11 protein-coding genes are annotated in these 12,353 nt (G+C 71.7%); 5 read left to right on the plus strand and 6 right to left on the minus strand.

All coding sequences use genetic code 11. From position 1 onward, the window contains the following. Positions 1–5: 5 nt before the first annotated feature. Genes cysC through K377_RS07865 form a run of 3 tightly spaced genes read left to right on the plus strand, consistent with a single transcriptional unit; the run spans position 6 to position 2,703 of the window. The gene (gene cysC / locus K377_RS07855; RefSeq protein ID WP_111662452.1) at positions 6–578 is read left to right on the plus strand and encodes an adenylyl-sulfate kinase; all 573 of its coding nucleotides are present in this window, start codon (positions 6–8) and stop codon (positions 576–578) included. After that, entirely contained in the window at positions 575–1,483 is a 909-nt protein-coding gene (gene cysD / locus K377_RS07860) for a sulfate adenylyltransferase subunit CysD (protein ID WP_111662453.1), read from the plus strand. Before cysC ends, cysD begins: the two co-directional genes overlap by 4 nt. Positions 1,484–1,485: 2 nt before the next feature. Next, complete coding sequence (locus tag K377_RS07865; RefSeq protein ID WP_111662454.1) at positions 1,486–2,703, plus strand: sulfate adenylyltransferase subunit 1; 1,218 nt, start codon at positions 1,486–1,488, stop codon at positions 2,701–2,703. Between the two features lie 15 nt (positions 2,704–2,718). Here the strand turns inward: K377_RS07865 and K377_RS07870 are convergent, their stop codons facing one another. Beyond that, on the minus strand, positions 2,719–5,073 hold the full coding sequence (locus K377_RS07870; RefSeq protein ID WP_111662455.1) for a bifunctional salicylyl-CoA 5-hydroxylase/oxidoreductase: 2,355 nt from the start codon (positions 5,071–5,073) through the stop codon (positions 2,719–2,721). Then, positions 5,027–5,857, minus strand: coding sequence for an enoyl-CoA hydratase family protein (locus K377_RS07875; RefSeq protein WP_111662456.1), 831 nt, complete (start codon positions 5,855–5,857; stop codon positions 5,027–5,029). Before K377_RS07875 ends, K377_RS07870 begins: the two co-directional genes overlap by 47 nt. Before the next feature lie 303 nt (positions 5,858–6,160). Here K377_RS07875 and K377_RS07880 point away from each other — a divergent pair, with 303 nt between their 5' ends. Continuing rightward, positions 6,161–6,616, plus strand: a complete 456-nt coding sequence (locus tag K377_RS07880; RefSeq protein WP_111662457.1) for an ATP-binding protein — start codon at positions 6,161–6,163, stop codon at positions 6,614–6,616. Here K377_RS07880 and K377_RS07885 read toward each other — a convergent pair. The 3 genes from K377_RS07885 to K377_RS07895 form a co-directional block, all read right to left on the minus strand. Further along, a complete protein-coding gene (locus tag K377_RS07885) occupies positions 6,588–8,033 on the minus strand; it encodes an amino acid permease (protein WP_111662458.1) in 1,446 nt (481 codons plus the stop codon). The two genes, K377_RS07880 and K377_RS07885, sit on opposite strands and share 29 nt — an antisense overlap. 139 nt (positions 8,034–8,172) lie before the next feature. Continuing rightward, positions 8,173–9,189, minus strand: a complete 1,017-nt coding sequence (gene argF / locus K377_RS07890; RefSeq protein ID WP_111662459.1) for an ornithine carbamoyltransferase — start codon at positions 9,187–9,189, stop codon at positions 8,173–8,175. Positions 9,190–9,270: 81 nt separating this feature from the next. Further along, positions 9,271–9,786: a nucleoside deaminase gene (locus K377_RS07895; RefSeq protein ID WP_111662460.1), complete on the minus strand. Its 516-nt coding sequence runs from the start codon at positions 9,784–9,786 to the stop codon at positions 9,271–9,273. Between the two features lie 165 nt (positions 9,787–9,951). Between K377_RS07895 and cynR the strand changes: the two genes are divergently transcribed. Beyond that, positions 9,952–10,872, plus strand: coding sequence for a transcriptional regulator CynR (gene cynR, locus K377_RS07900; RefSeq protein ID WP_111662461.1), 921 nt, complete (start codon positions 9,952–9,954; stop codon positions 10,870–10,872). Between the two features lie 56 nt (positions 10,873–10,928). Here cynR and K377_RS07905 read toward each other — a convergent pair whose 3' ends face one another. Then, positions 10,929–12,161 carry an arginine deiminase gene (locus K377_RS07905; RefSeq protein ID WP_111662462.1) on the minus strand — a complete coding sequence of 411 codons (1,233 nt, stop codon included), beginning with the start codon at positions 12,159–12,161 and terminating at the stop codon, positions 10,929–10,931. Positions 12,162–12,353: the final 192 nt, after the last annotated feature.

A 12,353-nucleotide genomic window follows, 5' to 3' on the forward strand; every position in this document is an offset into this window, starting at 1 on the left:
CACGTATGACTACGGCCAACCAGGCCGGGACGGCACGGCAGCGGTCCCGAGGGGCCACGATCTGGCTCACGGGTCTGCCGAGCTCCGGCAAGACCACCGTGGCGCGCGCCCTCGCCGGGCGCCTGCGCGCGGAGGGCCACCGCGTCGAGGTCCTCGACGGTGACGAGATCCGCCGCTTCCTCTCGGCGGGCCTCGGCTTCAGCCGCGAGGACCGGAACACGAACGTGCAGCGCATCGGCCTGGTCGCCGAGATCCTCGCGCGCAACGGCATCTTCGCCGTCGTGCCCGTCATCGCCCCGTACGCCGACAGCCGCGAGGCCGTCCGCAAGCGGCACGCGGCGAGCGACACCCCGTACTTCGAGATCCACGTCGCCACACCGCTGGAGGTGTGCAGCGAGCGTGACGTGAAGGGCCTGTACGCGCGTCAGGCCGCGGGCCGGCTGAAGGGGCTGACCGGCGTCGACGACCCGTACGAGGCGCCCGTGTCGCCGGATCTGCTCCTGGAGACGCAGGCGCAGACGCCGGCCGAGTCGGCCGGTTCGGTGCACGCGGTCCTGGCGGACGGGGGGCTGGTATGAGCGAGTCGTCGTACGCCCTGAGCCACCTGGACGCGCTGGAGTCCGAGGCGGTGCACATCTTCCGCGAGGTGGCGGGCGAGTTCGAGAAGCCGGTGATCCTCTTCTCCGGCGGCAAGGACTCCATCGTCATGCTGCACCTCGCGCTGAAGGCGTTCGCCCCGGCGCCCGTCCCGTTCTCGCTGCTGCACGTCGACACCGGGCACAACTTCCCCGAGGTCCTCGACTACCGCGACCGTGCCGTCGCCCGCCACGGCCTGCGCCTGCACGTCGCCTCCGTCCAGGACTACATCGACGCGGGCAAGCTCAAGGAGCGCCCCGACGGCACCCGCAACCCGCTCCAGACGGTGCCGCTCACCGAGAAGATCCAGTCCGAGCGCTTCGACGCGGTCTTCGGCGGCGGCCGCCGCGACGAGGAGAAGGCCCGCGCCAAGGAGCGCGTCTTCTCGCTCCGCGACGAGTTCTCGCAGTGGGACCCGCGCCGCCAGCGCCCCGAGCTGTGGCAGCTCTACAACGGCCGCCACGCCCCCGGCGAACACGTCCGCGTCTTCCCGCTGTCCAACTGGACCGAGCTGGACGTCTGGCAGTACATCGCCCGCGAGCAGATCGAACTCCCCGAGATCTACTTCGCCCATCAGCGCGAGGTGTTCAGCCGCAGCGGCATGTGGCTGACGGCCGGTGACTGGGGCGGCCCGAAGGAGGGCGAGGTCCCGGAGAAGCGCCGGGTGCGCTACCGCACGGTCGGCGACATGTCCTGCACCGGGGCCGTCGACTCGGACGCCGAGACGCTGGACCAGGTCATCGCCGAGATCGCCGCCTCCCGGCTCACCGAGCGGGGCGCCACCCGCGCCGACGACAAGATGTCCGAGGCCGCGATGGAAGACCGCAAGCGCGAAGGGTACTTCTAGACATGACCTCCCCCACTGTTTCCCCGGCCGCCGAGGCCGGGACGCTGCGGCTCGCCACGGCCGGGTCGGTCGACGACGGCAAGTCCACGCTGGTCGGCCGCCTCCTGCACGACTCCAAGTCGGTCCTCGCCGACCAGCTGGAGTCGATCTCCCGCACCGGCACCCCCGATCTGGCGCTGCTCACCGACGGGCTGCGGGCCGAGCGCGAGCAGGGCATCACCATCGACGTCGCCTACCGCTACTTCGCCACGCCCCGGCGCCGGTTCATCCTCGCGGACACCCCGGGCCATGTGCAGTACACGCGCAACATGGTGACGGGCGCCTCCACGGCGGAGCTGACGGTCATCCTCGTCGACGCCCGCCACGGTGTCGTCGAGCAGACCCGGCGGCACGCGGCCATCGCCGCGCTGCTGCGCGTCCCGCACGTCGTCCTCGCCGTCAACAAGATGGACCTCGTCGGGTACGAGGAGGCCGCCTTCGCGAAGATCGCCGCTGAATTCGGCTCGCTGGCGGCCGAGTTGGGTGTGCCCGTGCTCACCGCGATCCCCATTTCGGCGCTCGCCGGGGACAACGTCGTGGAGCCTTCCGCCCGCATGGACTGGTACGGCGGCCCGACGGTCCTGGAGCACCTGGAGACGGTCGAGGTCACCGCGGAGTCGCCGGACGCCCCCGCCCGTTTCCCGGTGCAGTACGTCATCCGGCACGGCGAGGCGCGGCACTACGCGGGCCGGCTGGTCTCCGGCACCCTCCGCGTCGGCGACCGGGTCGCCGTGCTGCCCTCCGGCCGTACGACGACGATCACCGCCCTCGACGTCCTCGGCACGGCCGTGCACGAGGCGCACGCGGGGTCGTCCCTGACGATCCGGATCTCCGACGAGCTGGACGTGGCGCGGGGCGATCTGATCGCCCCGGCCGGCGACCAGGCACCGGAGGTCACCCAGGACGTGCGCGCCGCCGTCTGCCATCTCGCGGACGAGCCGCTGACGGTGGGGCAGCGCGTCCTCGTGCGGCACACCACCCGCACGGTGAAGGCCGTCGTCAAATCGCTGGGTGAGGCAGGGCAGTTGACGGCGAACGACCTCGGTCGGGCCGTGCTGCGCACCGCCGAGCCGCTGGCGCTCGACGCGTACGCGGAGATCCGGCACACCGGCGCGTTCCTGCTCGTCGACCCGGCGGACGGGACGACGCTGACCGCGGGGATGGCCGAGCCGTCCCGCTGACCTGCCGTCGCAGGATCAACTCGGCAGGACCAGGCGGGGTTTGGGGGCTTCGAGGCGGCCGGTCTGCGGTGGTCTGCTGCCCGCGCGGTACGGGTCCGGCCAGCCGACGCCCTCTCCCGTGTAGCCCTGCTCGGCCGCCGCGTGCAGGGTCCAGTGCGGATCGTACAGGTGCGGGCGGGCCAGCGCGCACAGGTCCGTACGGCCCGCCAGGACCAGGGAGTTGACGTCGTCCCAGGACGAGATGGCGCCGACGGAGATCACCGGGACGCCGGTCTCGCCGCGGATCCGGTCGGCGTACGGCACCTGGTAGGAGCGCCCGTACGCCGGGCGCTCGTCGGCGACGACCTGGCCGGTGGAGACGTCGATCGCGGCGGCGCCGTGCGCGGCGAAGGCCCGGGCGACCGCCACCGCGTCCTCGGCGGTCGTCCCGCCCTCGGCCCAGTCCGTCGCGGAGATCCGTACGGTCATGGGCCGGTCGTCCGGCCACACCTCGCGCACCGCGTCGAAGACCTCCAGGGGGAACCTCAGCCGGGCCGCCAGGGAGCCTCCGTACGCGTCGTCGCGGCGGTTCGTCAGCGGGGACAGGAAGCCGGACAGCAAGTAGCCGTGCGCGCAGTGCAGTTCGAGGAGGTCGAAGCCCGCGCGGGCGGCCCGCTCGGCGGCAGAGGTGAACTGGTCTCGGATGTCGCCGAGTCGGGAGGGCGTCAGCTCCGTCGGGGTCTGGCTGCCCTTCTTGTACGGGATCGGGGAGGCCGCCACCAGGGGCCAGTTGTCCGCCGGGTCGGGCAGCGGTTCGTCGATGCCCTCCCACATCAGGCGCGTGGAGCCCTTGCGGCCGGAGTGGCCGAGCTGGACGCCGATCGCGGCGCCGGGTGCCCGGGTGTGCACGAACTCGGTGATCCGCCGCCAGGCCGCCGCCTGACCGTCGGTGTAGAGACCGGCGCAGCCCGGGGTGATGCGGCCCTCGGGGCTGACGCAGACCATCTCCGTCATGATCAGGCCCGCGCCGCCGAGCGCCCGCGCGCCGAGGTGGACCAGGTGGAAGTCGCCGGGTACGCCGTCCACGGCCGCGTACATGTCCATCGGGGAGACCACGACGCGGTTGCGCAGCCGCAGTCCGCCCAGCCGGAACGGCGTGAACATCGGCGGGGTGCCCTCGGGGCAGCCGAACTCGCGCTCCACCGACGCGGTGAAGCGGGCGTCGCGCAGCCGCAGATTGTCGTGGGTGACCCGGCGGCTGCGGGTGAGCAGGTTGAACGCGAACTGGCGCGGGGGCTGGTCCAGATAGCGCGGGAGGTCCTCGAACCACTGGAGGCTGGCGTGCGCGGCGCGCTGGGTGGAGGCGACGACGGGCCGCCGCTCGGCCTCGTACGCCCGCAACGCGGCCTCGGTGGTGGGGTGTTCCTCCAGGCACGCGGCGAGGGCGAGGGCGTCCTCGACGGCGAGTTTGGTGCCGGAGCCGATGGAGAAGTGCGCGGTGTGGGCGGCGTCGCCGATGAGTACGCAGTTGCCGTGCGACCAGCGGTCGTTGACGACCGTGCGGAAGGTGAGCCAGGAGGAGTCGTTGGACTTCAGGGCGCGTCCGCCGAGCGCGTCGGCGAAGATCTTCGCGCAGGCCGCGACGGACTCGCGCACCTCCAGGCCGGCGAGTCCGGAGGCCCGCCACACCTCGTCCCGCATCTCGACGATGACCGTCGACTCGCCGTCGCTGTAGGGGTATGCGTGCAGCTGCATCACCCCGTGGGGGGCCTCCGCGATCTCGAAGCGGAACGCGTCGAGGGCGAAGTCGGCGGCGAGCCAGATGTAGCGGTTGCGGTGCTCCTCGATGTGCGGGCCGAACTTGTCGGCGCAGGCGGTGCGGGTCGCGCTGCGCACTCCGTCGGCGGCGACGACCAGGTCGTACTCGGCGCGCAGCCGGTCGAGCGGCGGGGCCGGGGTGCGGAAGCGCAGGTCGACGCCGAGCCGGTGGCAGCGGTCCTGGAGGATCTCCAGGAGGCGGCGCCTGCCGAGCGCGGCGAAGCCGTGGCCGCCGGAGGTGTGCCGTGCGCCGCGGTGCACGATGTCGATGTCGTCCCAGCGCACGAACTCGTCCCGCAGCGCCGCGTACACGACCGGGTCGGCGTGCTCGATGCCGCCGAGGGTCTCGTCGGACAGGACGACGCCGAAGCCGAAGGTGTCGTCCGGCGCGTTGCGCTCCCAGAGCGTGATCTCGCGGTCCGGGTCGAGGCGTTTGAGGAGCGCGGCCGCGTACAGGCCGCCGGGGCCGCCGCCGATGACGGCGATCTTCCCTGGGCGTTTCTGTGGACGCGCGGTCACGCGGGCCTCACTTCCCCTGCCATGCGGGCGGGCGCTTCTCGGTGAAGGCGGCATGGAACTCGGCGTAGTCCTCGCCGGTCATCAGCAGGGCCTGGGTCGCGGCGTCCAGCTCGACCGACGCGGCGAGCGGCATGTCCAGCTCGGCGGTGAGGAGCGCCTTGGTCTGGGCGTGGGCGAGGGCGGGGCCTTCGGCGAGGCGGCGGGCGAGGGCGAGGGCCGCCGCGTCCGCCTTGCCCTCGTCGGTCAGCTCGCTGACCAGGCCGATCCGCTCGGCCTCCGGGGCGCGCACCGCGTCGCCGAGCATCAGCAGCCGGGTGGCGTGGCCGAGGCCGACGACGCGGGGCAGCAGATAGGCGGCGCCCATGTCGCCGCCGGACAGACCGACCCTGGTGAACAGGAACGCGAAGCGGGCGCTGGGGTCGGCGATCCGGAAGTCGGCGGCGAGCGCGAGCACCGCCCCGGCGCCCGCGGCGACCCCGTGCACGGCGGCGATCACGGGGAACGGCGCCTCGCGCACGGCCCGCACCACCTGGCCGGTCATCCGGTTGAAGTCGAGCAGCTGCGCGGTGTCCATGGCGAGGGTGGCGCCGATGATCTCGTCGACGTCCCCGCCGGAGCAGAAGCCGCGGCCCTCGCCGGTCAGGACCAGGGCGCGGACGGCCCGCTCCCGGGACAGCTCGGCGAGCAGGTCGCGCAGATCGGCGTAGGCACCGAAGGTGAGCGCGTTGAGCTTCTCGGGCCGGGCGAGGGTGACGGTGGCGACGCCGTGCGGGTCCACGGCGTACGCGAGGTGGTGCCAGGTATCGGTGCGGGGGGCGGAGCCGGTGAAGGGACTCATGCGCGTACGGCCTCCTGCGGGCAGGCGTGCTCCGACGGCTGTTCTCCGAAGGTATCACCGCTTCGTGACCGTCGTCATCAGAACGCTATAGAGCGGCTACGGGTCCCTTGGGGCCCGGGGTCGGGGAACGGAATAAGGAACAGTTCAACTCATAGAGCCCAATGTCCCGAGGAAGACCACCGGGAGCCTCTATCGACGCACGCCGTACCATTCATAAGGTTGAACGCAGGACGGCCACCCCACGCAGCATCCCCCGGCACCCGTCCCGCCCGAACCGCCCCCACCCGCCCCTCAGGACCCGCCTTGACTCCTCCCCCAGGGCCCTCCACGCCCACGTCGTGGCGCATAGCCCTGCCGCACACGGCCGCCGCCGTGCCGGTGGCGCGCGCCCTCGTCCGTACCGCGCTGACCGAGATCGACTCGCCGGCCGCCGACATGGACACCGCGGAGCTCCTCACGGCCGAGCTGGTGGCGAACGCGGTGGAGCACACGGCCGGTGACGCCCCCATCGAGCTGGTGGTGGAGCTGCTGGAGACCGGCTGTCAGGTCGAGGTGCACGACGCCGACCCGGCGCCGCCCGCGGACCTCACCAATCCGGACGACGCCGAGGAGCCCGACCCGTGGCAGGAGCACGGCCGCGGCCTGCTGCTGATCCGCACCCTGTCCTCGTCGTGCGGACACCGCCCCACCGAGTCCGGCAAGGCGGTGTGGTTCACGCTTCCCGCGGTGCCTAGGCAGCGGCCCCCGTCCGAGGCGTAGGTTCCGCGCTCCCGCCGAGCCGCGAGTTCTTCCGCCCGTAGAGGGCGTAGACCAGCACGCCGACGGCGAGGAACACCGCGAACTGCACCCAGGTCGTCCAGCCGGTGCCCCAGATCAGGTAGAGGCAGAAGGCGACGCCCAGGACCGGGCTGAGCGGATAGAGCGGCACCCGGAACGAGCGCTTGAGCCCGGGGTGCGAGCGGCGCAGGGCGACGACCGCGACATTGACGGCGACCATGGTGGCGAGCGTGCCGATGGTCGTCAGGTTCACCACGGCGTCCAGCGAGGAGAACGCGGCCGGGACCGCGAACACGAACGCCACGATCCAGGTGCCCCGCACCGGCGTCGACGTCTTCGGCGAGACCCGCTCGAAGACGCGCGGGATCAGCCCGTCGCGGGACATCGACATCAGGATCCGGGTCTGCCCGTACATCACCGCGAGCACGACGGAGGCGATGGCGACGACCGCGCCGAAGGCGATGATCCCGCCGCCGACGCCGGAGTGGGTGACGCCGTCGACGACGAGGGAGAGCGCGGCGGGCTTGTTCCCGACGGCGTCCGCGCCGAGCGCGCCGATGGCGGCGACGGCGACCGCGCAGTACAGCAGCGTGACGATGCCGATGCAGATCATGATCGCGAGGGGGATGTTGCGCCGGGGGTTCTTCACTTCCTCACCGGCGGTGGTGACCGCGTCGAAGCCGATGTACGAGAAGAAGGCCAGCGAGGCACCGGAGGTGACGCCGCCGACGCCGTTCGCGAGGAACGGCGTCAGGTTGTGGTCCTCGAACGCGGTGAAGGCGATGGCGCAGAACGCGATCAGGATGCCGATCTTCAGCACGGCCATCGCGGCGGTGGCCGTCGCGCTCTCCCGGATGCCGCGCACCAGCAGCGTCGCGGCCATCAGCAGGACGAGGACGGCGGGCAGGTTGACGGCACCGCCGTCGGACGGGCCCGCGGACAGCGCGGCGGGCAGTTGCCATCCGAAGAGGCTGTCGAGGAGTTCGTTGAGGTACTGGCTCCAGCCGACGGCGACGGCGGAGACCGAGACGCCGTACTCCAGGAGCAGACACCAGCCGACGAGGAACGCGACGCGCTCGCCGAGGGTCGCGTAGGCGAACGAGTACGAGGATCCGGAGACCGGGATCGCGCCGCCCAGCTCGGCGAAGGAGAACGCCGTGAAGACGCAGGTGATCGCGGCGAGCACGAACGAGATGATGACGGCGGGTCCGGCCTCGGCGACCGTGTCGGACAGGCCGACGAAGATGCCCGTGCCGACGACCGCGCCGACCCCGAAGCACACGAGCTGGAAGAGCCCCATGGTGCGCTTGAGACCGTGGCCTTCCAGGTCGGCGCCCGATTCGGCGATGAGGGACTCGGGCGACTTGATGCGCAGGGGACGGTACGTGGGGCGGTGCATGGGGTGGTGCTCTTCTCCGGTGGTGCGGGTGCGGCGGGGGTGTGCCGCATGCCGATGGGGCCGGAGAGGGTGGTCCGGCCCCATCAGTGTGAACAGATATGAACGGTTTCGAGGTGTTACGTGGCGTATGTCCCGTAGGTCACGGGCGGCCGAGCGTGGCGACCATGATGGCCTTGATGGTGTGCATCCGGTTCTCGGCCTCGTCGAAGACGACGGAGTGCGCCGACTCGAAGACCTCGTCGGTGACCTCCAGGGACTCCAGGCCGTACTTGGCGTGGATCTCCCGGCCGACCTTGGTGCCCAGGTCGTGGAAGGCCGGCAGGCAGTGCAGGAACTTCACGTCCGCGTTGCCCGTCGCGCGCAGCACGTCCATGGTGACGGCGTACGGCGTGAGCGCCTTGATCCGCTCGTCCCAGACCTCCTCGGGCTCGCCCATGGAGACCCAGACGTCGGTGACGACGAAGTCGGCGCCGGTGACGCCGTCGGCGACGGACTCGGTGAGCGTGATGCGCGCGCCGCTCGCCTCGGCGAGCTTCTCGGCCTGGGCGACGATCTCGGCGGCGGGCCAGTAGGCCCTGGGCGCCACGATCCGCACGTCCATGCCGAGCAGCGCGCCGGTGACGAGGTAGGAGTTGCCCATGTTGAAGCGGGCGTCGCCGAGGTAGGAGAAGACGATCTCGTTCAGCGGCTTGTCGTTGTGCTCGGTCATCGTGAGCACGTCGGCGAGCATCTGGGTGGGGTGCCAGTCGTCGGTCAGGCCGTTGTAGACCGGCACACCGGAGAACTCGGCCAGCGTCTCGACGGTCGCCTGCTCGTCCCCGCGGAACTCGATCGCGTCGAACATCCGGCCGAGCACGCGCGCGGTGTCCTTGCTCGACTCCTTCTTGCCGATGTGCGAACCGGCCGGGTCGATGTACGTCGTCGAGGCGCCCTGGTCGGCGGCCGCGACCTCGAACGAGCAGCGGGTCCGGGTCGACGACTTCTCGAAGACCAGAGCGACGTTCTTCCCCTTGAGGTACTGCGTCTCCGCACCCGCCTTCTTGGCGGCCTTCAGCTCGGCGGCCAGCTCGACGAGCCCGCGGAACTCCTCCGCGCTGAAGTCCACCTCCTTCAGGAAGTGGCGACCTGCGAGGTCGGGGCGGGCGGTCGTCGCCATGGGGTGCTCCTGAGGAAGGTTCGGGGACAGGGGTGGGAACAACGGGACGATGTAAGTCTATACGATGCTCCACATTTATATTCAGCCCTGCTCGCCGTGGTCGCTCAGCGGGGCGCCCGGGACCCGGCGGTCGCCGCCGTTGCGGTCCTGCCACAGGCGGTAGACGTCCACGGCGTTCTCGCGCGGCTCGTGCCGCATCGGCAGCCTGCGCTCCTGCCACGGCTTGGCGAACTCGTCGTAGAACGTGCTCAGCTCGAAGTACTTGCGGTCGTCCACGTAGTGCGGCTCGTAGGCGTCCCGGGTCGTGACGAAGACGACCTCGTCGGGCGAGCAGTAGTAGAGCGCGCCCAGACACATCGGGCAGGGCTGCGCCAGGACGTAGATGGTGGTGCCGGTCAGGTGCTCGGTGCCGAGCCGCACGCACGCGTCGCGGACGGCCAGCACCTCGGCGTGGGCCGTCGGGTCGTTGGTCTGGGCGACCTGGTTGGCGCGCTCAGCGATGATCTCGCCGTCCTTGACGACGACGGTGGCGAAGGGGCGGCCGCCGTCCAGGACGTTGGCGCGGGCCAGGTCGATGGTGCGCTGGACGAAGTCCATGAGATGCCTCCGGTCGATCGATGGGCGACCGGCTTCCGCCGGTCGATGCCTTGTCGGCCTCTGCCGAACTGCTACCCAGCCTGGATGAACTGCCCCTATAGCGTCCAAGACGCACTGGCCATATCTCCTATAGATGACAGCTATACCCGGCGCTAGGCTCGTCGTATGGCTCCTGTGGAACTGCGGCACCTGCGCTATCTCCTGGCCGTCGTCGACCACGGCACCTTCACCCGGGCCGCCGAGGCGCTGCACGTCTCCCAGCCGACCCTGTCCCAGCAGATCCGGGCGCTGGAACGGTCCGTGGGGCAGCCGCTGCTCGACCGGTCCGGGCGCACCGTACTGCCCACCGACGCGGGCGCGGTCTACGTCGATCACGCGCGGCGGGCGCTGCGCGAGATCGCCGCCGCCGACGCGGCCCTGCGCGACGTGCAGGACCTCTCGCGCGGGCGGCTGCGGCTCGCGGTCACGCCCACTTTCACGGCCTATCTCGTCGGGCCGCTCATGGCCGCCCTGCACGCCCTGCACCCCGGGCTCGACCTGACCGTCCGGGAGACGACGCAGGAGCACATCGGGGAGGGGCTGATCGCCGGCGACCTCGACGCGGGCATCGGTTTCACCGGTCCGGCGGTGCCCGGGGTCACGGCCGAGCCGCTGTTCGTCGAGACGCTCGGCGTCGTCACGGGCGCCGGGGCGGGCTCGTCCGGGGCGGGCTCCGCGCCGCTGGCGGTGGCCGCGCTGGACGGGCGGGACCTCGCGCTGCTCGCCGGCGACTTCGCGACCCGGGCCCGGATCGACGCCTACTTCACCGAGCAGGGGGTGGCGCCCCGGGTCGTCGTCGAGGCCGACTCGGCGCTGGCGCTGCTGGAGATCGTGCGGGGCGGGGCGCTGGCCACCGTGCTGCCCGACGCCGTGACCCTGGACCGGCCGGGACTGTCCCAGGTGCCGCTGCGGCCGCCGCTCCCGCACCGCACGGCCGCGCTCCTCACCCGCTCCGGCGGTCACCGCTCCGCCGCCGTACGGGCGTTCGTGGCGCTGCTGCGGGCGCAGGTGACGGAACGGGGGCTGCCACCCGCCGCGCCGGGGTGACCCCCGGCTTTGGCTTGTGGCCCTTGCCCTTTGCCCTTTGGCCCTTGGCCGTTGGCTCAGCCGGCGGTGACCGGGTCGCGCTCCACCGGGCAGCTCATGCAGCGCGGGCCGCCCCGGCCCCGGCCCAGCTCGCTGCCCGGGATCTCGATGACCTCGATGCCCTGCTTGCGCAGGAAGGTGTTCGTCGTCGCGTTCCGCTCGTAGGCGACCACGACGCCCGGCTCGACCGCCAGCACGTTGCACCCGTCGTCCCACTGCTCGCGCTCGGCGGCGTGCACGTCCTGGGTGGCGGTCAGGACCCGGATGCCGCTGAGGCCGAGGGCCGCCGCGATGGCCCGGTGCATGTGCTCCGGCGGGTGGTCGGTGACCTTCAACTCCCTTCCGGAGGTGCCCGGTTCGATGGTGTACGAGCGCAGCATGCCGAGGCCCGCGTACTGCGTGAACGTGTCCCCGTCCACCATCGTCATCACGGTGTCCAGGTGCATGAAGGCCCGCCGCTTCGGCATGTCCAGCGCCACGATGGTGCGGGCCGAGCCCGCCGCGAACAGTTTGTGCGCGAGCATCTCGACGGCCTGCGGGGTGGTCCGCTCGCTCATGCCGATGAGGACGGCGCCCTCGCCGATGACGAGCACGTCGCCGCCCTCGATGGTGGACGGGTAGTCGGCCTGTCCCTCGGACCAGACGTGGAATCTCTCGTCCCGGAACAGCGGATGGTGCCGGTAGATCGCCTCGAAGTGCACGGTCTCGCGCTGCCGGGCCGGCCAGCGCATCGCGTTCACCGAGACGCCGTCGTAGATCCAGGCCGAGGTGTCGCGGGTGAAGAGGTGATTGGGCAGCGGCGCGAGCAGGAAGTCGTCGAGGTCCATCACGTGGAAGCGGACGGACGTCGGCTCCGGGTGCCGGGCGAGGAACTCCCGCTTCGTCATCCCGCCGATCAGTGCCTCGGCCAGTTCGTGCGCGGGCAGCGCCTCGAAGGCGGCGCGGAGGTGGTCCGTGGCGAGGGGGCCGTACTCCTTCTCGTCGAAGACGCGGTCCAGGACGCGCGTGCGGGCCGCCTGCTCGGCGAGCGATTCCGTGAGCAGGTCGCCGAAGAGGTGCACCGTGACGCCGCGGTCGCGCAGCACGTCGGCGAAACCGTCGTGCTCCTGGCGCGCCCGGCGCACCCAGAGCACGTCGTCGAAGAGCAACTGGTCCTTGTTGCTGGGCGTGAGGCGCTTCAGCTCCAGATCGGGCCGATGCAGAATCACGCGGCGCAGCCGCCCGGCCTCGGAGTCGACGTGAAATCCCATGGGTCCATCCTTCCCCGGGAAGCCCGGGATGCGCCTCGCACACGTCCGACTGCCGGGCCCGCCACCGTCGTGGCTGGTCGCGCGGTTCCCCGCGCCCCTTAAAACCAGTTCGTCACGCGCGGCTCTCGTCGTGGCTGGTCGCGCAGTTCCCCGCGCCCCTGAGGCAGGCGCTGCGCGCCGCCTCCCCTGGGC

Origin of the sequence: Streptomyces sp. PsTaAH-137 (assembly GCF_003259365.1) — a bacterium.
GTDB lineage: Bacteria > Actinomycetota > Actinomycetes > Streptomycetales > Streptomycetaceae > Streptomyces.

What these genes read in the sequence shown, in the direction of transcription:
- cysC (WP_111662452.1), top strand. Translation starts at nt 6, where the DNA reads ATGACTACGGCCAACCAGGCCGGGACGGCACGGCAGCGGTCCCGAGGG.
- cysD (WP_111662453.1), top strand. Translation starts at nt 575, where the DNA reads ATGAGCGAGTCGTCGTACGCCCTGAGCCACCTGGACGCGCTGGAGTCC.
- K377_RS07865 (WP_111662454.1), top strand. Translation starts at nt 1,486, where the DNA reads ATGACCTCCCCCACTGTTTCCCCGGCCGCCGAGGCCGGGACGCTGCGG.
- K377_RS07870 (WP_111662455.1), bottom strand. Translation starts at nt 5,073, where the DNA reads ATGCCGCCTTCACCGAGAAGCGCCCGCCCGCATGGCAGGGGAAGTGAG.
- K377_RS07875 (WP_111662456.1), bottom strand. Translation starts at nt 5,857, where the DNA reads ATGAGTCCCTTCACCGGCTCCGCCCCCCGCACCGATACCTGGCACCAC.
- K377_RS07885 (WP_111662458.1), bottom strand. Translation starts at nt 8,033, where the DNA reads ATGCACCGCCCCACGTACCGTCCCCTGCGCATCAAGTCGCCCGAGTCC.
- argF (WP_111662459.1), bottom strand. Translation starts at nt 9,189, where the DNA reads ATGGCGACGACCGCCCGCCCCGACCTCGCAGGTCGCCACTTCCTGAAG.
- K377_RS07895 (WP_111662460.1), bottom strand. Translation starts at nt 9,786, where the DNA reads ATGGACTTCGTCCAGCGCACCATCGACCTGGCCCGCGCCAACGTCCTG.
- cynR (WP_111662461.1), top strand. Translation starts at nt 9,952, where the DNA reads ATGGCTCCTGTGGAACTGCGGCACCTGCGCTATCTCCTGGCCGTCGTC.
- K377_RS07905 (WP_111662462.1), bottom strand. Translation starts at nt 12,161, where the DNA reads ATGGGATTTCACGTCGACTCCGAGGCCGGGCGGCTGCGCCGCGTGATT.